18 protein-coding genes and 1 other annotated feature are annotated in these 19,203 nt (G+C 43.6%); of the genes, 14 read left to right on the top strand and 4 right to left on the bottom strand.

The features are described from left to right. Positions 1–92: 92 nt before the first annotated feature. A complete protein-coding gene (locus tag BAE46_RS10040; protein WP_070112632.1) occupies positions 93–1,817 on the top strand; it encodes an SLC13 family permease in 1,725 nt (574 codons plus the stop codon). An 83-nt stretch (positions 1,818–1,900) separates the two neighbouring features. On the opposite strand, the gene BAE46_RS10045 is transcribed toward BAE46_RS10040, so the two are convergent. Beyond that, the gene (locus tag BAE46_RS10045) at positions 1,901–2,791 is read right to left on the bottom strand and encodes a LysR family transcriptional regulator (RefSeq protein ID WP_070112634.1); all 891 of its coding nucleotides are present in this window, start codon (positions 2,789–2,791) and stop codon (positions 1,901–1,903) included. Positions 2,792–2,901: 110 nt separating this feature from the next. Between BAE46_RS10045 and metE the strand changes: the two genes are divergently transcribed. Then, positions 2,902–5,190 carry a 5-methyltetrahydropteroyltriglutamate--homocysteine S-methyltransferase gene (gene metE / locus BAE46_RS10050; protein ID WP_070112636.1) on the top strand — a complete coding sequence of 763 codons (2,289 nt, stop codon included), beginning with the start codon at positions 2,902–2,904 and terminating at the stop codon, positions 5,188–5,190. A gap of 335 nt (positions 5,191–5,525) precedes the next feature. Here the strand turns inward: metE and BAE46_RS10055 are convergent, their stop codons facing one another. Both BAE46_RS10055 and BAE46_RS10060 read right to left on the bottom strand, forming a co-directional pair. Then, a complete protein-coding gene (locus BAE46_RS10055; RefSeq protein WP_342341485.1) occupies positions 5,526–5,765 on the bottom strand; it encodes a CDGSH iron-sulfur domain-containing protein in 240 nt (79 codons plus the stop codon). Positions 5,766–5,980: 215 nt separating this feature from the next. Next, complete coding sequence (locus BAE46_RS10060) at positions 5,981–6,901, bottom strand: cation diffusion facilitator family transporter (RefSeq protein ID WP_083256857.1); 921 nt, start codon at positions 6,899–6,901, stop codon at positions 5,981–5,983. Between the two features lie 361 nt (positions 6,902–7,262). After that, positions 7,263–7,380: a sequence feature (His leader region), on the top strand. Positions 7,381–7,479: 99 nt separating this feature from the next. Here BAE46_RS10060 and hisG point away from each other — a divergent pair. The 12 genes from hisG (at position 7,480) to BAE46_RS10120 (ending at position 18,367) form a co-directional block, all read left to right on the top strand. Next, positions 7,480–8,379 carry an ATP phosphoribosyltransferase gene (hisG, locus tag BAE46_RS10065; protein ID WP_006004934.1) on the top strand — a complete coding sequence of 300 codons (900 nt, stop codon included), beginning with the start codon at positions 7,480–7,482 and terminating at the stop codon, positions 8,377–8,379. A 10-nt stretch (positions 8,380–8,389) separates the two neighbouring features. Next, positions 8,390–9,709, top strand: coding sequence for a histidinol dehydrogenase (hisD, locus tag BAE46_RS10070; RefSeq protein WP_070112638.1), 1,320 nt, complete (start codon positions 8,390–8,392; stop codon positions 9,707–9,709). Continuing rightward, complete coding sequence (gene hisC, locus BAE46_RS10075) at positions 9,702–10,823, top strand: histidinol-phosphate transaminase (RefSeq protein ID WP_070112640.1); 1,122 nt, start codon at positions 9,702–9,704, stop codon at positions 10,821–10,823. Before hisD ends, hisC begins: the two co-directional genes overlap by 8 nt. Then, entirely contained in the window at positions 10,820–11,890 is a 1,071-nt protein-coding gene (gene hisB / locus BAE46_RS10080; RefSeq protein ID WP_006004927.1) for a bifunctional histidinol-phosphatase/imidazoleglycerol-phosphate dehydratase HisB, read from the top strand. The genes hisC and hisB overlap by 4 nt, the downstream gene beginning before the upstream one ends. After that, positions 11,891–12,505 (top strand): imidazole glycerol phosphate synthase subunit HisH, encoded by a 615-nt coding sequence (gene hisH, locus BAE46_RS10085; RefSeq protein WP_006004925.1) that lies wholly within the window; start codon positions 11,891–11,893, stop codon positions 12,503–12,505. 5 nt (positions 12,506–12,510) lie between these two features. Then, positions 12,511–13,248 carry a 1-(5-phosphoribosyl)-5-[(5-phosphoribosylamino)methylideneamino]imidazole-4-carboxamide isomerase gene (hisA, locus tag BAE46_RS10090; RefSeq protein WP_006004923.1) on the top strand — a complete coding sequence of 246 codons (738 nt, stop codon included), beginning with the start codon at positions 12,511–12,513 and terminating at the stop codon, positions 13,246–13,248. After that, positions 13,230–14,003 (top strand): imidazole glycerol phosphate synthase subunit HisF, encoded by a 774-nt coding sequence (gene hisF / locus BAE46_RS10095; RefSeq protein WP_006004920.1) that lies wholly within the window; start codon positions 13,230–13,232, stop codon positions 14,001–14,003. The genes hisA and hisF overlap by 19 nt, the downstream gene beginning before the upstream one ends. Before the next feature lie 67 nt (positions 14,004–14,070). Continuing rightward, positions 14,071–14,691 carry a bifunctional phosphoribosyl-AMP cyclohydrolase/phosphoribosyl-ATP diphosphatase HisIE gene (hisIE, locus tag BAE46_RS10100; RefSeq protein WP_006004917.1) on the top strand — a complete coding sequence of 207 codons (621 nt, stop codon included), beginning with the start codon at positions 14,071–14,073 and terminating at the stop codon, positions 14,689–14,691. A gap of 216 nt (positions 14,692–14,907) precedes the next feature. Beyond that, complete coding sequence (locus tag BAE46_RS10105; RefSeq protein WP_070112642.1) at positions 14,908–15,381, top strand: Hsp20 family protein; 474 nt, start codon at positions 14,908–14,910, stop codon at positions 15,379–15,381. A 492-nt stretch (positions 15,382–15,873) separates the two neighbouring features. Next, the gene (locus tag BAE46_RS10110; protein WP_070112644.1) at positions 15,874–16,371 is read left to right on the top strand and encodes a DUF2244 domain-containing protein; all 498 of its coding nucleotides are present in this window, start codon (positions 15,874–15,876) and stop codon (positions 16,369–16,371) included. Between the two features lie 59 nt (positions 16,372–16,430). Further along, complete coding sequence (locus tag BAE46_RS10115; protein WP_006004909.1) at positions 16,431–16,679, top strand: DUF6482 family protein; 249 nt, start codon at positions 16,431–16,433, stop codon at positions 16,677–16,679. A 71-nt stretch (positions 16,680–16,750) separates the two neighbouring features. Next, positions 16,751–18,367 carry a GMC family oxidoreductase gene (locus BAE46_RS10120; RefSeq protein WP_083256858.1) on the top strand — a complete coding sequence of 539 codons (1,617 nt, stop codon included), beginning with the start codon at positions 16,751–16,753 and terminating at the stop codon, positions 18,365–18,367. Positions 18,368–18,451: 84 nt separating this feature from the next. Here the strand turns inward: BAE46_RS10120 and adk are convergent, their stop codons facing one another. Further along, positions 18,452–19,096: an adenylate kinase gene (gene adk, locus BAE46_RS10125; protein ID WP_070112646.1), complete on the bottom strand. Its 645-nt coding sequence runs from the start codon at positions 19,094–19,096 to the stop codon at positions 18,452–18,454. Between the last annotated feature and the right edge of the window lie 107 nt (positions 19,097–19,203).

A 19,203-nucleotide genomic window follows, 5' to 3' on the forward strand; every position in this document is an offset into this window, starting at 1 on the left:
TTAGTAGCTCTACTTTACGCAATTAATTAATCCCTAGACAGTCTAGCTGTTAATTAATTGTTCTTACAGCCTAGTGTAACTTTTGTGAATATATGAATATTGACCAAATAATGGTACTGCTTGTGTTTTTTGCCACTATTGTGGCCTTAATATTCACAAACAAAAAACCTTCAAGTATCTTTGCCGCGTGCACCTTAGTTTTAGTGCTGCTGCAACAGCTAGATTTTTCTCATATTTTACAAAACGTTATCAACATGGGACTGGTCGCCCTTGTATTGCTGCTGCTGGTGAGTCACTCCATTGACAAAACAACGCTGGTGGTGCGGCTAGGTCGTAAAATTATTAAGGGCAGCTATGCAAAAAGTTTCTGGCGCATGTTTGCGCTCACGTTTAGCGCCTCTGCCCTTTTGAATAATACCGCCGTAGTGGCAAGCCTAATTGGCCCAATAAAGCACAATACCTTACATCCACCCTCAAAATTATTAATTCCTTTGTCGTACGCCGCTATCTTAGGCGGCACCGTGACGCTTATTGGTACCTCTACCAACTTAATAGTCGACAGTTTCTTAATTGAAAACGGTCATGCAGGCTTTGCCTTTTTCGACTTCACCCTGTTTGGCCTTAGCGCGGGGATCGCCTGCGGTATTTTATTGTTTATGCTGTCTGGTTTATTACCCACTTTCAATGCGAATAAGAGTCAGTATCAAAGCTACCTGCTTGAAGCCGACGTAGAAGCCAGTTCAGAACTCATTGGTAATACTGTTGAAGATAATCACTTACGTAACTTACCTGAGTTATTTTTAATTGAAATAGTCAGGCGCAAAAAAGTGATCACACCAGTTACACCGGATATGATAATTGAGGAAAACGATAAACTTATATTCACAGGCAACATCGCTAAAATAGACAGCATTGGCCACATTAAAGGCCTTACTATGTTTGCCGAAGCAAATGGTTTGTTAAACGATAGCTTAACCGAAGTGGTTGTGTCAAACCGCTCTACCATACGCAATAAAACCCTTAAGCAGGTTGGCTTTAGAGCACTTTTTGACGCTGGCGTAGTGGCTATTCGACGCGACGGCGAAGCTATTTCAGGAAAATTGGGCGATTTAAAAATTCAAGCAGGGGATTTTTTATTACTTGCCACCGGCAGTGATTTTCACAGCAGAGACAACATATCCAAAAACTTCTTTGTGGTGTCTGAACAAAAAATTACGCGCAAGTTAACAAGATGGCAGGAAAACTTCACCTTACTGGGCTTTTTAGGCGTTATCGCACTAGCGGCGAGCTCTGTTATACCCCTTGCCACCGGCCTGCTTTTTTATGCGGCAAGCTTGGTGATTGTTAAAGTGTCGGCGGTTCAAGAGTATAAGCGTAATTTGCCCATTAACCTTATACTGGTCATTGTGGGGGCCCTAAGTTTGGCCACAGCGCTTGAAAACTCTGGGCTAATTCTATTCGCCACTAATCACTTAACGCCACTAATAGGGGACATGAATCCATTCTATGCTCTTATTGCGGTTTACCTGATGACGGTATTGCTGACAGAGTTTGTCACCAACAACGCGGCTGCCGCGCTTATGTTTCCCTTCGCATACGGTTTGGTTAGTGCTATGCAATTGCCCATTATGCCTTTTGCTCTAGCGGTTGCCTTTGCTGCCAGCGCCAGTTTTATATCACCCTATGGCTATCAAACTAACCTTATTGTATTTGGCGCGTCTGACTATAAGTTTTCTGACTTTGCTAAAATAGGCGTGCCTATTTCCATTACGTTTGGCGTAATTGTGCTGAGCCTGCTCAATTTAATCTACTTGTGATACATCCGCTCACATTACTTTTTTTGCAATAAACGCGCTTTAACAGCAAATTAGCTTGCTTTGTTCTCACCTGTATTAAATAGCTAAACTACCCTCGCGCGTTTTGCTAAGGCTTTGAAATGCCCCATATAGTCAGGGGCTTGTTCTTTATTGCGCGTGCCTAAATAAATCGATTTCATAATTTTGGCACTGCCTAGAGATACCCATTTTATATCAAGTTTATCTTGAAATGACTCAACCAGCCACCGAGGCAGCGCAGCAACGCCGCGACTGGCTTCAACCATTTGCAGCATAATTTCGGTTGTCTCAATAATTTTATGTCGTTTTGGACTTACGCCCGCCGGCGTTAAAAAACGCGTAAATATGTCGAGTCGACTCGCCTCCACTGGATACGTTATAAGGGTTTCATCTGCCAAATCGGTCGGCCTTATAAACCCCAACGAAGCAAGAGCAGAATCAGCAGGCACTACAAGCACATGTTCATAGTCAAACACTGCTTGATAATTGATATGCTTATGCAAAAGAGGATCGGGCGTTATAAGCATGTCAATTTCATACTCTAACAGCGCCCCTAGCGCACCGAACTGAAACTGCTGTTTTACATCAACATCAATATCGGGGAATTCCCTAATAAAGGGCTTCACCACGGTTAGCAACCATTGATAACATGGATGACACTCCATACCAATGCGTAGCGTACCGCGTTCTCCTTTGGCAATTTGTTGAAGCTGCAGCTCGGCATGCTCAAACTGTGGAATGACTCGGTTGCCAAACTTGAGTAGCAACTGACCCGCGTTGGTCATGCGCACCCGCCTTCCCTCTTTATGCCATACCTTTACGCCATATGCTTGTTCAAGCTTTTTGATTGCATGGCTCAAAGCAGATTGTGTGACATGCAGCTTATTTGCGGCTTCGGTCACAGTGCCGGTAGAGGCAACCGCGCTTAAAATATGTAGGTGCTGTCTGTCTAACATTGTAGGCCTTACATACATGAATAATATTCATGCTTTAATGAAAATATACCATTATTATTACGTAATTAGTCACTATAGTATAGCCCTACACTAACCAAATGGACGTATAGATGGCTAAAACACACAACCTTGGGTATCCTCGCATTGGCAAAAACCGAGACCTAAAGCACAGCTTAGAAGCATACTGGAACAATGACATTGCTGAACAGACTCTGAATGAACAGGTTCAAACACTTCGTGAGCAGCACTACCAAACATTCACGCATCTTGATTTTGCCCAAGCCGGTGACTTCTCGCTGTATGATCATGTACTAGACACCAGCTTTTTATTTGGCAATGCACCCGCACGTGCTAAGCGAGAAAATAACAATGAATCATACCTAGACAGCTATTTTAGAATTGCGCGCGGTCGCTCCAGCAAGCGCGATTGTTGCCCAACACATGCAGGTGAAATGACGAAGTGGTTTGACACTAACTACCACTACATTGTGCCAGAATTCTCTAAAACGACCACGTTTAAACTGTATGCCGACACTTTATTATCCGAGGTTAAGCAATTACAAGCACGCGGTCTAGATGTAAAACCGGTTGTTATTGGTCCCTTAACTTACCTTTATTTGGGCAAGTCATTAGATGATACAAACAAGCTAGATCTACTTGACAGCCTGCTGGTGGCATATAAGAACTTGCTTCACACCTTAGCTGAAAACGGTGTAAAGTGGGTGCAGTTAGACGAGCCAGCCTTGGTAACTGAACTCAATGCAGACTGGCTGAGTGCCTATCAACATGCCTACGATACGCTGCAAAACAGCGGTGTAAAAATATTACTCGCAAGCTACTTTGGTAGCCTAGCCGATAATCTCAAAGTAGTAACAAAACTGCCTGTTGATGGCGTTCATATTGATGCGACTCGCGCCAAGCATGAAGTAGCAATATTAGCCAAGGCACTAAATGACTCTCAAGTGCTATCAGTCGGTATTATTGACGGACGCAACATTTGGAGAACCGACTTTACTGAAGCCTTAACGCTACTAAACCCTATTGCCCAGCTTAAACAAGACAAACTTTGGCTGGCACCGTCGTGTTCACTGCTGCACTGCCCGGTTGATTTAAATGCTGAGCAAAATATTCATCCTGAAATTCTGCCTTGGCTTGCCTTTGCAGAGCAAAAGCTAATTGAGCTTGAGATTTTAAGTAAAGCCTTACATACCAGTTCACAAACGGATCAAGACTCCGTACAAGCAGCACTAGCTCAAAACAAGCGCGCTATTGACCAACGTAAGCAGTCTAGCTTGTCAACAAACAAGCTTGTGCAACGTGCGCTAACGAATATTAAAAACGAATGGCTACACCGCAGTGACGACTATGCCACCCGTATTGCTCAGCAGCAAAAAAGCTTGAAACTGCCATTGTACCCAACCACGACGATAGGATCGTTCCCGCAAACGTCACAAATACGTAAAACTCGCCAAGCGTTTATTCGCAAAGAAATTACGCAGCAGCAGTACGAAGATGCTCTTAAAGAAAATATTGCTTACTGCATTGAACAACAAGAGCAAGTGGGTCTTGACGTACTAGTGCATGGCGAGGCTGAGCGCAACGATATGGTTGAGTACTTTGCGGGGCACCTCAATGGCATGCTTACCACTGCGTACGGTTGGGTGCAAAGCTATGGTTCGCGCTGCGTTAAGCCGCCTATTATTTATGGCGATGTAAGTCGTAGCAATGACATTACCGTTGCTTGGACGCAATATGCTCAATCACTAACGCAAAAGCCAGTCAAAGGCATGCTTACCGGTCCGGTAACCATTTTGAATTGGTCTTTTGTACGAGATGATCAGCCTAGGTCTCTCACAACTCAGCAGATTGCTTTGGCAGTAAGAGGCGAAGTACAAGCGCTAGAAGCAGCTGGCACCGGCATTATTCAAATTGACGAGGCGGCTCTGCGCGAAGGCTTACCGCTCAAGCAGTCTCAATGGCCTGAATATTTACGGTGGGCGGTTGACGCTTTTAAACTGTGTTCTAGTGGGGTTAGGCGCGATACGCAAATTCATACACACATGTGCTATTCACAGTTTAACGACATTTTACCGGATATTCAGCGCATGGACGCCGATGTTATAACGATTGAAACATCGCGCTCCAATATGAAATTACTAGATGCCTTTAATGCATTTAACTACCAAAACGATATTGGCCCTGGTGTATACGATATTCATAGCCCAAACGTGCCTGAAGTTGAATCCATCACTAATTTAATTACACAAGCGGCAAGTAAAATCCCAGCCCAGCGCCTATGGATAAATCCTGACTGTGGTTTAAAAACGCGAGACTGGGCAGAAGTAAGGCCTGCGTTGACTAACTTAGTCGCTGCAGCGAAGGCGCTTCGTGCGCAATAATGACAAACCCCAGAATAAATAAAGAAAGATTATAAAGCCGCATTGCCTATGTGAGGTGAAGCGGCTTTATAATTGATTAATTTTTTGTGCAGCGACAATTAACCAATTTACACCTAAGTAGGCCTTTCGGCTGGTATAGAGTTAATACTAGAAGAAAGGCTTGGCTTTTGAATCGGTAATTTAGCCTGCTATTTTTGCATATAGTCAATATTGACCCAAAAGGCATACTAGAATAGATGCTCGATGCGAAGCTACCTAACGACGTGATCGACTCGGAGCGTATTCACAAAGGAGTATTATATGGCAATTGGCGCTGCGCCATTCGCAGCTTATATTTACTTATGACTACCATCGCACATAGGTTGTGACGCTGTGGCTTTACATCCGCAAAAAAATACCTTTTTAGACTCTGTAGCTAAAAATTTTACAGGCCTAAAGTCAGTTCCGCCATGAGAACCATCGCACATGGGTTGTTTTACACTTTTCCCGCAAGAGCACCAAAAATAGTTTTTGCCCGCCTCAACTTCAACGCCATATGGCGTATCAGATGCTCGAATCGCTTCACTCATATCCATTTCCTCTATATTAGAATATCGCCTTGACAAGCTAACACACTATCATATTCTATACCTTCTATTGGAGAGTAAATATCCTTAAGGTATTTAGAACCTTAGTGAGCCGAATAAACGTACCCAGTTATTTTAATCGCCAATAATTTATCAGCATCGAAGTATTTTCGCAGAAGCTAATTGCCCATACTGACCTTTATAGCCAACCGGAATGTTCACGGTCAATCCGCTAAATCAGGATCGCAAATAAATAATATATCCATCAGGATTGATGGATTCCACTGCCTCATTATTGCTTCAGATCGCTTTCGAATATCATCTAGCTCGGTAATCGTCGTCAACCCAAACGATTCATCCACAATAATGTGCACCAGCAAATATATATCTCTGCCACTTTTACTAATACGCACTTCTACATGCTCAAATGGCACTGCTGAAAGCGACTGCTTAAGTTTTTTCTCAATCACTAAAGACACTGCCTCGGGCGGCGCTTTGTTTATGACTTCTTTTAAACTGTCTAGCATTATTTTGCCAGGAATGGGCAGTATGCATAGTCCCAGCACTATCAGTAAAATAGGATCAACGTAAGGCGCGTAAATTACGTAGACCGACTTCTCCAGAAAATAAGCAATGGCGAAACCAAGCAAAATCGAGGCGCTCAATATACCGTCTACTAGCCAAGTGTGCGCATCAACTTTAACTAAGTCAGATCGCAGGCTTTTACTGTGAAACTTCATAAAGGCGGCTACACCAAAGCACCCAACAGTGGCAAACAGGCCATATGCCATGGCGAAACCATACTTAGCCCCATTACCGCCTGTAAACAGGCTATTAACAGCGTCAATTACTGCATACAAACAGGTAGCAATAATAATGAGCGATTTGAATAAATTGAGAGTGGGTTCTATCGCTGTATAGCCGAAGTGAAATCTGTCATCGTCTGGCAATTGCACAAGGTTGGCTACTTTTAGTGTTAACAAGGCCATAAAGAATGGAATCAGGGAGTAAACACCGTCAAATAAAATGGCGCCCGACTGTGTAATTAGAGCAAAGCCAAAGGCAACAAATACAAATACTGTTGCCATAAATAAAGACAGCCTGAGTAAGCTTTTTTCTTTTTTCTCGTGAAAACCAGTAGCCACGTTCGTTCATATATAAAGGGCCTAATTGAGCGGAGTTTACGCGTCTTTTATGAATAAGATAGAGCTTTAAAAAAATATTTATTGTACACAAATTCATCGTAATTAAGACCTCATTACGCTCATTGGATTTGGCTATTTACCTTGATTTTCGGCGCAATGGACTATGCTATTCATAAATTGACTAAGAAACAGCGTTTAGTTACCCAGTATTAGGTGATTGGGTGTTGATTAATGGAGTATGTTTGGATAACATTAAAAGCCTGAAATTGTTGCTGCGCATAATTTGCCTCAGCAAAGTGTACTATATTCCAAATTAAGACAACCAGAGCACAAATATGACCCGCATTATAAACTTATCGCATCATCATCACGTAAGCACCTAAGCTTTCAGGTATGTGCCTGGAAGGCTATGGTTTCCTTCCACCGGCGATAAACGTATTGTAAAGCCCTCGGAAGAAAACTTCCGGGGGCTTTTTACTGTTAAGGCTGTACTGTTTGCGAAGGCTACACTGTTTGCGAAGGCTACAGTCGTAAAGCAATTTAGTAATACTTAAATATAAGATCAAAAAGGAAACAACATGAGCCAAAGCAATAGACTACGTATAGCGATTCAGAAGTCGGGCCGCTTGAGTAGCGAAAGCATTGCACTTTTGAAAGCCATTGGCATCAAGCTCCAAATTCGCGACCGCTTATTAATAGCACACTCTACCAATCAGCCAATCGATTTGCTGCGCGTGCGCGATGACGATATCCCCGGCTTAATTATGGATGGCGTGGTCGACTTAGGCTTTATTGGCGAAAATGAATTAGAAGAAAAAATGCTTGAACGCCGAGCCTCCAAAAAAGCCCATGAATTTAAAACCCTAAGGCGTTTAGATTTCGGCGGATGTAGACTATCCATAGCAGTGCCTACTGAATTTAAGTATGATTCAGTTGCCTCATTAAACGGTAAAAAAGTTGCCACTACTTATCCTTATTTATTAGAGCGCTTTTTTGCTGAAAAAGGGATTAGCGCTAAAGCCGTCATGCTCACAGGCTCCGTTGAAGTTGCGCCCCGTGCAGGCGTGGCCGATGCCATATGTGATTTAGTCTCTACCGGTGCAACTCTTGAGGCAAACGGCTTAAGAGAAGAAGATGAAGTGTTTGTTTCCAAGGCGGTCTTAATTCAAAAATCGGAAGACCTTTCTCCCGACAAGCAAGCATTAATAACGCGCCTACTGCCGCGCATAGACGGCGTACTGCAAGCAAAAGAAAGCAAATATATAATGCTACATGCGCCTAAAAATTACCTAGAACAAGTCAAATCATTGCTGCCAGGCGCTGAAGATCCTACTGTACTGCCCCTTGCAGGTATCAACGATAGGGTCGCCATTCACGTGGTGAGTTCTGAAACGCTGTTTTGGGAAACTATGGAAAAACTAAAAGCCTTAGGTTGTAGCTCCATTCTGGTGCTGCCAATTGAGAAAATGATGGGTTAATGCGATGACAATGCCTCAAGCAATTATATGGAATGACTTAAGTAAGCCGATGCAAACAGCAGTACTTGCTAGGCCCGCTTTAGCCAACTCGGCTCTACTAAAAGACACAGTGAGTAAAATTTTACTGCGTGTACAAACCACGGGCGATCAAGCGGTGCTTGACTACACCCGCGAGTTTGACCGAGCTGAATTAAAAGATGGCTTACGCTTACCTGTAGCCCTAATAGCGCAGGCTAAAGCTGCCTTAAGCATTGATGTAATAAGCGCCATTGACTTGGCCTACCAGAACATAAAAACCTTTCATGAAGCACAAATACCACGCGACATAAGCATTGAAACCCAACCTGGCGTTCTTTGTGAGCAAAGACATGTTGCGTTAGAAACAGTGGGTTTATATATACCTGGTGGCAGTGCTCCCTTACCGTCAACGGTGCTAATGTTAGGCGTTAGCGCACAAGTTGCTGGCTGTGAGTTACCCATATTATGCACGCCGCCTTCGCCTCAGGGTAAAATAGCGCCAGAGATATTATATGCAGCGCACAAATGCGGTATTGAACATATTTACTTGTGCGGCGGCGCTCAAGCCATTGGCGCAATGGCCTACGGAACAAGCACTATTCCTAAAGCCGATAAAATATTTGGCCCTGGCAACAGCTTTGTTACAGAGGCTAAGCAGCAGGTCAGTAAAGACATAGCAGGCGCCGCTATCGACATGCCAGCAGGCCCATCAGAAGTGTTAGTGTTAGCCGACAAGTATGCAAACCCAAGTTTTGTGGCCTCAGATTTGCTGTCACAGGCTGAGCACGGACCCGACTCACAAGCAGTCGTGATTGCCGATGACGCTGACTTTATCAAGCAAGTGCAGCAGCAAGTATTGCTGCAATTGCCCAAACTGAGCCGCCACAGCATTGCTGAAAAATCTATTGCCAATAGCCGCTTCATTGTGACTGATTCACTGGCTCAGTCTATTGAAGTGACTAATCAATACGCCGCCGAGCATTTAATTATTCAAACCCAGAATGCCAGCGAAGTGGCAGTGAAAGTAAAGCATGCAGGTTCAATCTTTGTGGGTGAGTTTTCCCCAGAATCGGCAGGCGACTATGCCAGTGGCACAAATCACGTGTTGCCTACCTATGGCTATGCGCGCAATTACTCGTCTTTAGGCCTGCTTGATTTTATGCGCCGATTTACGGTGCAAACCATCAGCCGAAGCGGTCTGAATATTATTGGCAAAGCAATTATCGACTTAGCCAACGCTGAAGGACTAGATGCCCATGCAAATGCGGTCGCCTTACGCTTAAATATATCGAAGGGAAATGTCAGTGACTGATTGGCTTGAACAGTTAACCACACAGCATGTGCGAGATCTTACGCCTTATGAGTCTGCTCGGCGCTTATTTGGCGCAAGTGAGGGCAATCAGCGCGTATGGCTTAACGCTAATGAATCACCACAGGCGAACGAATATACCCTGCAAAGCAGCTTGCTAAACCGTTATCCAGACTGTCAGCCACCTAAGCTGCTAGCCCAATACGCACAATACACAAGCCTTATGCCTGAGCAAATAGTCACTACGCGAGGTGCAGATGAAGGTATTGAGCTATTAATTAGAGCTTTTTGCCAACCCGGACGTGATAGCGTGCTTATTTGCCCGCCTACTTATGGCATGTATGCCATAAGTGCCAATACGTTTAACGTTGGCGTAGAAAAGGTGCTATTAAACCAAGATTTCAGTGTAAACGTGAGCGCGATAAATAGCTTTGTAGGCAAGGTTAAATTAATTTTTTTATGTTCACCCAATAATCCTACCGGCACCATTATGGCGCAAGAAGATCTTGAGTGCATACTCACCGCCTACAGTAATAATGCCATAGTGGTACTTGATGAAGCCTACATAGAATTTAGCGCAGGCTGTGCAAAAACTGCGCTGTTGGCTAAATATCCGCACTTAGTGATTCTTCGCACACTTTCCAAAGGCTTTGCATTAGCCGGAATTCGCTGTGGGTTCGTGCTAAGTTCGGTGCACATAAAAAGCATATTATTAAAGGTAATTGCCCCCTACCCTGTGCCCGATCCTGTTGCCCAAATTGCGATGCAAGCATTAAGCACAGTTGGCATAGAGCTTATGCGGGCAAACGTAAAGTGCTTAAGCGCTCAGCGCACATTGTTAAGCGAGCAGCTCAGGCAAGTAGCAGGCATTACCCTTATGGGCGATCAGTGCGGTAATTTTATATTATTTAACAGCGCTCACAGCAAAGCACTTATGCACTACTTGGTAGAAAAGAATGTACTTATTCGCGATCAGTCAAAGCAAGTCATGCTCGATAACTGCTTACGCATTAGCATTGGTACAAAACAGCAAAACGCCCAGCTAATGACATTAATTGAGACCTTTTTTTCACAACAAAAAGGCAGCCATACGACCAATCAAGAGGTAGCACGATGAGTCAACAAGCCATATTATTTATAGACCGAGACGGTACGCTAGTGGAAGAGCCGCCTGTTGATAAGCAGCTAGACAGCCTAGAAAAATTGGTATTTGAAAACAACGTTATTCCTAGTTTGTTAGCACTGCAAAAAGCAGGCTTTAGACTAGTAATGGTGTCAAACCAAGACGGTTTAGGCACTAAAAGCTTTCCACAAGAAACCTTCGATGCACCGCATCAGGTTATGATGCAAATATTTAGCAGCCAAGGCGTGGTATTTGACGATGTACTCATTTGCCCACACTTTGATAGTCACGACTGCAGCTGCCGCAAGCCTAAACTGGGCTTGGTAAAAGACTATTTACAGCAAGGCAAAGTAGACTTTACCCGCTCTTTTGTCATTGGCGATCGCGATACTGACATAGCATTAGCCAATAACATGGGCATTGTAGGTATTAAGTACGACTCCACCGTCAACAACTGGGATAGCATTGTTAAACAAATCACCGTCAAAGCCAGAACCGCGGTGGTAGAGCGCAACACATCCGAAACCAAGATAAAAGTCGCGGTTAACCTCGACAGTCAAGAAAAGTCTGACATTCATACCGGCATGGGTTTTTTCGATCATATGCTTGACCAAGTGGCCACCCATGCAGGTTTTTATCTTCAGGTACACGTAGACGGTGACCTGCACATAGACGACCATCACAGCGTTGAAGATACCGCACTAGCGCTTGGCGAGGCGCTTAAAAAAGCCTTGGGCGACAAGCGTGGCATCGCCCGCTTTGGTTTTGCGCTGCCTATGGATGAGTGTAGAGCGGAGTGTTTAATGGATATTTCAAACCGCCCCCACCTGCAGTTTGACGCGCAGTTTAGTCGCGATAGCGTAGGTGAAATGGCAACTGAAATGGTCCCTCACTTCTTTTATTCTATTGCACAGTCCATGGGCTTGTCTTTGCACTTGTCTACCACCGAGGGTAACGCACATCATCAGGTTGAAAGCTTGTTTAAAGTATTTGGCCGTGCACTTCGCCAAGCGATTAGCAAACAAGGCGATGTAATGCCAAGTACAAAAGGTGCGCTGTAAATGGCGCTGGCGTCACTAGTTATTATTAATACTGGCTGCGCTAACATTGCGTCGGTCAAATTTGCGGTAGAACGTTTAGGTATTCAGGCCTTTGTGTCGGACGACGTTAATGAAATAAACCAAGCTCAGCGCGTTATATTACCCGGTGTAGGAAGCGCTCCAGCGGCAATGGCAAGTATTGAGCGAAAGCAGCTTACGGCTTGTATCCAGTCATTACAACAGCCTGTGTTAGGCGTCTGTTTAGGCATGCAGCTAATGGTGCAAAGCTCACAAGAAAATCATTTAGGCAACCATCGAGACACGCCTTGTTTAGGCCTGTTACCTGGCCATGTTGAGAAAATGAAAGCAGGTGATTTAACATTGCCCCACATGGGTTGGAATAGAGTTTACAGCCTTAGCGATAACCCTTTATTTGATGATATTGATGAGGGCGCACACTTTTATTTTGTGCACGGCTATAGTCTCGCAAAATACGAACATACCTTAGCAACCTGTCATTATGACAGCGATTTTTCAGCGGCAATTTATAAAGATAATTTTTTTGGCGTACAGTTTCACCCCGAACGCTCAAGTGACGCAGGCGCGCAGTTACTTAAAAACTTTTCAAGGATTTAAGCTTCATGATTATACCCGCTATCGATCTTATTCAAGGCAAAGTGGTGCGCTTATACCAAGGCGACTACGCACAAACCACTGAGTATCAATTAGACCCTGTTGAAGTGGTGAAAGATTACGCGAGTCAAGGGGCTAAAATACTGCATATAGTGGATTTGACCGGCGCTAAGGATCCTAGTTTACGCCAAATTCCGTTGATTAAATCGATGGTGGCAACCGGCCTCATGGCGTTTCAAGCAGGCGGCGGCGTGCGCAGTAAACAAGACGTGATTGATCTCCTAGCGGCGGGTGTAGACCGAGTGGTTATAGGCTCCTTAGCGGTTAGCGAACAAGCTTTAGTGGCCGGCTGGTTTGAAGAATTTGGGGCTGAAAAAATCGTCCTTGCCCTTGACGTAAATATAGATAAAAACAACAATAAATTTGTGGCTACCCATGGCTGGCAGCAAAACTCAGGGGTGAGTATCGATTCACTCATCGCGCATTATTCATCAGTAGGATTAATCCACGTATTATGCACCGACATAAGCAAAGACGGCACTTTAAAAGGTGCCAATAACGGTTTGTATAAAGAGCTTGTAGCGCAATATCCAGATATTGTATGGCAGGCATCGGGCGGTATCGGCAGTTTAAGCGACATAACCGCACTTAAGCCCACTCATGTTCAAGGGGTAATACTCGGCAGAGCCTTGCTAGAAGGTAAATTCACCTTAGAGGAGGCAATCGCATGCTGGCAAAACGTATAATTCCTTGCTTAGACGTGCGCGATGGCGTGGTGGTAAAAGGCGTGAAATTCAGAAATCATGAAATTATTGGCGACATAGTGCCGCTTGCGCAGCGATATGCGCAGATTGGCGCTGACGAACTGGTGTTTTATGATATTACTGCGTCAAGCGACGAACGCGTAGTAGACAAAAGCTGGGTTAGCCAAATAGCACAGGTTATTGATATTCCATTTTGCGTAGCCGGCGGCATAAAAACCGTTGAAGATGCCGGTCATATTTTGGCTATGGGCGCAGACAAGATTTCGGTCAACAGCCCTGCCCTTAGCAATGTGCAGTTAATAACCGATTTATACAACACCTTCGGGCAACAGTGTGTAGTAGTGGGCATCGATAGTTTTTTTAACCCCGACACCCAAGCCTACGAGGTTTACCAGTTCACGGGTGATGAAACACGCACTCAAAAAACAAAATGGCAAACACTCGACTGGATACAAGAAGTACAAAGCGCAGGCGCCGGTGAAATAGTGCTTAACTGCATGAACCAAGACGGTGTGCGCAACGGCTACGATATTGAACAGTTAGCAAAAGTACGTGAAAAATGCAAAGTCCCCTTAATTGCCTCAGGCGGCGCCGGCACCATGACGCATTTTACTGAGGTATTTAAGCAAGCGGGTGTAGACGGAGCACTGGCTGCCTCGGTATTTCATAAGAACATTATTGCCATGGATGAACTCAAGGCGTATTTAGCCGCTCAGGGTATTGAAATTAGACAGTAAAAGAAGATTCAGTCAACACCACAACACCACAACACCATGTTCGCGTTAAAAACACATAGGAACACACATGAAAGTGACATCAGAAAATTTACAAGAGCTTGCCTGGGACAAAATGAAAGGTTTGCTACCATGTGTCGTTCAAGATGCCACCAGTGGACAAGTTCTTATGCTAGGGTATATGAATAAAGACGCGGTTAATGCGACTATAAGCAAGGGTTTAGTCACTTTTTTTAGCCGTAGCAAACAGCGCTTATGGACCAAAGGTGAAACCTCTAACAACACCTTAGAGCTAGTGGATATTAGCGCCGACTGTGACAGTGACAGTTTACTGGTGCTAGCAAACGCGAATGGTCCCACCTGTCACAAAGGCACAACTTCATGTTGGAATGAATCAAACATTTGTGATGTAGGTTTTTTAGCACAGTTAGAGTCGGTCATAGCATCGCGCAAAAATGCGCCTGCTGATTCTAGCTACACAGCATCTTTATACGCCAGCGGCATTAAACGCATTGCTCAAAAAGTAGGCGAAGAAGGCGTGGAAACCGCGCTAGCGGCAACGGTTCGCGACCTAGAAGAGCTTAAAAACGAGTCGGCAGATTTAATTTATCACTTAATAGTATTGCTGCAGGCTAGCGACCTATGTTTGTCAGACGCGATAAAAGTATTAAAAGAACGTCATAATAAATAGTTTTAAAATCATAAGCTTATAAAATAATAAGAAATAATGTGTCAATAGTAATTGAAAAATCATAAGTCAATCCTATATATGTATTGTGGACGCCGAAAGGGTTCACTGATAAAGCCAATAGGGTATTAACCTTTAGCTTATCAACTGCTTATCGCCGAATAGTCGGGATAAGGTAAATAACAACCTTACATATTGCTTAATAGGAAGGATATGACCATGAGAACCATCGATTTATCACCATTATACCGTTCATTTATTGGCTCTGATCACTTAGCGTCTATGATTGACACCGCCAATCGCCAAGAAAAACAAACTAGCTATCCGCCATACAATATAGAATTGTTGGGCGAAGATAAGTACCGTATTACCATGGCTGTTGCAGGCTTTGCAAAAGATGACGTGATCATTGAAGTGCAAGAAAACACCTTAAAAGTAACAGGCAACAAAGAGTCAGAAACTGAAAACGCGAGCAAAGAACTCTGCAGCGAAGAAACGCAGCAGCGAAAGTATCTACACAAAGGCATTTCCGAACGTAATTTCGAACGCAAGTTCCAATTAGGTGACAACGTAAAAGTGTTAGCCGCTGACTTACAGCACGGTATGCTTCATATAGACTTAGAGCGCGTGGTTCCTGAAGCACAGAAGCCTCGAAGAATTGATATTGGCAGCACAGTGATAGAAAATCAGTAAGCTCTATTGCATGATTGATGTGTTTCCCTAGACACCTAAAAGGCGCTTAACAGCGCCTTTTTTTATGGCTGTCATTTATACTATATTGCTTAGGCGGGCTTTACTATCGCCTTTTATGGATCGTCGCTGACGCCCGGCGCCCAGAACACGGGGCTATGCGCGATACCTTACAGCACTTAGTTGGCGAGACTGTTAACCGCCGCGACTAAAAAGCAGACCCCAGACCAAGAAGAAAAATCAACGCCGGCGCCAGAAACGGTAAAGCCTGCATCTAAAAAAAAGCAAGTTAGACTTTACGGTGAACATAATAGACATTGGCACCGTGTCAATGTCTGCGTTCGCGCTTCTTAGCTGATTTATAAGTAAAAGTATGATAATGGTCTGCAAACTAAAAGCCGACGTAAAAAGATTACTTTGTTTCTATTAACCTAGTGATTATACCCAAGGTGGTTATTATGCCAAGTATTCTTAACGTATCCACGGCTGTTTAGTATGGTAGTAACTACGTACAATAACCGCTGCACTATCATTACTTTATCCCCTAACCGCTCCGCAACGTGGGAGCAAACAAAGTGGGGCATTGCCGTAATGGTTTTTGTTGTAATGACAATTGCAATAGCATGGTCGTTTGTAGGCGCATGGATAGTGCTTCCTTTTGCTGGGATTGAAGTGGGTCTGTTTGCCTACTTAATGTACCGAGTATCGATATTCACGCATACCCAACAGACAATTTATATAGATCCTACGGTGGTTAATGTTGAGGTCGGCTATCGCAAAAAACAAAGCTTAGCTGAAATGTCCAGAGCACAGCTTAATGTATTTTATTCAGAATCAGAAAATAACTGGGAGCTTCCGCGCATAGCATTATGCACCCATAAGCATAAGCAAGAAGTGGGCGAGTTCTTAAATTTGGACGATCGTAAAAAGCTAAAGGATGCGCTGCAAAGTGCAGGCCTTATTATTTGCCGAAACAAATGGTGGATCAGCTGATCTAATCGCTTAGCAAACGAGTTTAAATATACACGCACACCATTATTGGCTAATGAAACATGAATTTATATATTGAATCAATTGAAGGCGGTACGTTTATCGCCAGTATTGGTAGAAATTCTGGAGAAAAACAATTAAAAGACAAGTATCGCAATAGTAGAAGTTTTCAGTCTATACGGGATATAAAGGAACAGCTATCGGACCAAGAATTTGAACAAGTATGGCTTAAGCAAAACACACCATACGATGAGATGTGTGGCAATCAAGACCCTGAACAAAAACTAATGATGGAACTAGACTGGTCGTAAATTTAACTTCCTAAGTACTTATTATATTGTGTAACATAGTGCGACTACTTGATGCAAAAGGAATGTTTAATTTGTCTGCTTACGATTACATAATAGTGGGAGCCGGTTCAGCGGGATGTGTACTAGCCAGTCGACTTTCACAAGATCCAAATATAACTGTTTGCTTACTTGAAGCTGGCAAAAAAGACACGCACCCAGCCATTCATATTCCTTTTGGCATCGCATTAATGAGCCAGCTACCCTTTCTTAATTGGAATTACGAATCGGCGCCAGTGCCCCATATGAATAATCGGGCAATGTATTGGCCTCGCGGCAAAACGCTAGGCGGTTCAAGCTCAATAAACGCAATGTGTTACATTCGTGGACACCCTGAAAACTATAACGACTGGGCAAAACAGGGTGCGCAAGGCTGGGACTGGTCTTGTGTAATGCCTTACTTTCGAAAAAGTGAACATAACTCCCGAGGTATTTCGACTTATCACGGCGGCGCGGGGCCCTTATCGGTTAGTGATCTGAAGCACGTTAACCCAGTCACATTAGACTACATAGAGTCAGGCAAGCTTGCCGGTACTGCTCAAAACCCTGACTTTAATGGCTTAAGTCAAGAAGGAGTTGGTCTTTATCAGGTAACGCAGTCCAACGGTTCTCGCTGCTCCACTGCCAAAGGCTATTTAAGCGACAGTGTAAAAGATAGGCCTAACCTGACTATTTTTACGCAGAGCGATGTATCTTCAATCGTTATTGAAAACGGCGCTGCAACAGGCGTGAACGTATTAATAAAAAACAAACTTAGCATTCTTAGCGCAAATAAAGAAGTGCTACTATGTGCAGGCGCAATCAATTCTCCGCAGTTATTATTACAATCAGGTATAGGCCCTAAAGAAGAGCTTGAGCGTGTAGGTATAAAGCTTGTGCTCGACTTGCCTGGCGTAGGCAAAAACCTACAGGATCATTTAGACGGCACTATTTTATTTAAACAAAAACAGACCAAGGGCTATGGTCTATCATTTAGCAGTATAATAAAAAACGCTACTGCACCTTATCAGTATTGGCGTCATAAAATGGGCTTGCTTACGTCTAACATTGCTGAAGGCGGTGCCTTTATTAAATCATCCAGCGAAAAGACCGTTCCTGATATACAAATACATTTTTTACCTGGACTACTGCTTGATCATGGGCGCACCAAGCCATTCGGCCACGGCTTTACCTTTCATTTTTGCAACTTATACCCCAAAAGTCGTGGCAGTGTCTCCTTAAGCCTTAAAAAGGGTAAAGTAGTCGTTTGCATCGAACCTAATTATTTGCAAAATGAAGCTGATATTGCGCCTATGCTGGCTGGCTATAAATGGGCGCATAAAGTGGCAACAACCGGGCCATTAGGCAAAGATGCTAGCGCTTATATGCCTAATGCAACCTTACAAACAGATGAACAAATAATTGACTATATTAGGGGTAACGCGGAATCTATTTATCATCCGGTAGGCACCTGTAAAATGGGCAGAGAAGACGACCCAAGCAGTGTGGTAAATTCAGCGCTTCAGGTTAAAGGATTGACTAAGTTGAGAGTGGTCGATGCCTCTATAATGCCCACAATTATCGGAGGTAACACTAACGCGCCTACGATAATGATTGCTGAAAAAGCGGCAGATATGATAAAGGCGTTTAACGCAAGAGAAACCCCATGTTAGCCTACGCTATCCTTGCTTATATTACATAAAGAAAGATCCTAATAACCTACCGATTAGCAGGACCTTTTTATTCACAATTATTTGTTAATATAATAAGGTTGATAGCTGTGAGCTGACCACATCGACAGACTGTGTTCCGTCGAGCTTATTATACACACACACGCCTTCATCGGCGGCGCTTGAATAATATTCAATTAAGGGCTCTGTTTGCGTATGATACACGGCCAGACGAGCTCTCACGGTGCTTTCTTTATCATCTTCACGCACGATTAGGTCATCGCCAGTTTCGTTGTCTTTACCTTCAACTTTAGGTGGATTATAGCTTATATGATACACACGACCTGAAGCAGGATGCACTCTTCGACCACTCATACGCTCAACTATTACGTCGTCTGGTACATCAAACTCTATTACGTTATCTATTTTAACCTGAGCCTCTTTCATGGCGTCGGCCTGCACAATAGTACGTGGGAAGCCGTCGAGTAAGAAACCATTTTCGCAGTCAGCTTGGGCTATGCGCTCTTTTACCAAGCCTATTATTATGTCATCTGATACCAAATTACCAGTGTCCATTACTTTTTTAGCCGCTAAACCCATTTCGGTGCCTGCCTTAATGGCTGAACGAAGCATGTCGCCCGTAGAAATTTGCGGTATACCAAACTTATTCATTAAAAACTGAGCCTGCGTTCCTTTGCCGGCGCCAGGGGCACCAAGAAGAATAATGCGCATTAAGATCTTCCACCTTATTATTTGATTAGTATTGAGAAATGTAAATTATATATTATATTATATTATATTATATTATATTATATTATATTATATAAACTCTACCTCTT

It is taken from the genome of Glaciecola punicea (genome assembly GCF_001756615.1).
Lineage (GTDB): Bacteria > Pseudomonadota > Gammaproteobacteria > Enterobacterales > Alteromonadaceae > Glaciecola > Glaciecola punicea.

Excerpts from the sequence above, each read along its gene's own strand:
- BAE46_RS10040 (WP_070112632.1), top strand. The coding sequence starts at position 93 with ATGAATATTGACCAAATAATGGTACTGCTTGTGTTTTTTGCCACTATT.
- BAE46_RS10045 (WP_070112634.1), bottom strand. The coding sequence starts at position 2,791 with ATGTTAGACAGACAGCACCTACATATTTTAAGCGCGGTTGCCTCTACC.
- metE (WP_070112636.1), top strand. The coding sequence starts at position 2,902 with ATGGCTAAAACACACAACCTTGGGTATCCTCGCATTGGCAAAAACCGA.
- BAE46_RS10055 (WP_342341485.1), bottom strand. The coding sequence starts at position 5,765 with ATGGATATGAGTGAAGCGATTCGAGCATCTGATACGCCATATGGCGTT.
- hisG (WP_006004934.1), top strand. The coding sequence starts at position 7,480 with ATGAGCCAAAGCAATAGACTACGTATAGCGATTCAGAAGTCGGGCCGC.
- hisD (WP_070112638.1), top strand. The coding sequence starts at position 8,390 with ATGCCTCAAGCAATTATATGGAATGACTTAAGTAAGCCGATGCAAACA.
- hisB (WP_006004927.1), top strand. The coding sequence starts at position 10,820 with ATGAGTCAACAAGCCATATTATTTATAGACCGAGACGGTACGCTAGTG.
- hisH (WP_006004925.1), top strand. The coding sequence starts at position 11,891 with ATGGCGCTGGCGTCACTAGTTATTATTAATACTGGCTGCGCTAACATT.
- hisA (WP_006004923.1), top strand. The coding sequence starts at position 12,511 with ATGATTATACCCGCTATCGATCTTATTCAAGGCAAAGTGGTGCGCTTA.
- hisF (WP_006004920.1), top strand. The coding sequence starts at position 13,230 with ATGCTGGCAAAACGTATAATTCCTTGCTTAGACGTGCGCGATGGCGTG.
- hisIE (WP_006004917.1), top strand. The coding sequence starts at position 14,071 with ATGAAAGTGACATCAGAAAATTTACAAGAGCTTGCCTGGGACAAAATG.
- BAE46_RS10105 (WP_070112642.1), top strand. The coding sequence starts at position 14,908 with ATGAGAACCATCGATTTATCACCATTATACCGTTCATTTATTGGCTCT.
- BAE46_RS10110 (WP_070112644.1), top strand. The coding sequence starts at position 15,874 with ATGGTAGTAACTACGTACAATAACCGCTGCACTATCATTACTTTATCC.
- BAE46_RS10115 (WP_006004909.1), top strand. The coding sequence starts at position 16,431 with ATGAATTTATATATTGAATCAATTGAAGGCGGTACGTTTATCGCCAGT.
- adk (WP_070112646.1), bottom strand. The coding sequence starts at position 19,096 with ATGCGCATTATTCTTCTTGGTGCCCCTGGCGCCGGCAAAGGAACGCAG.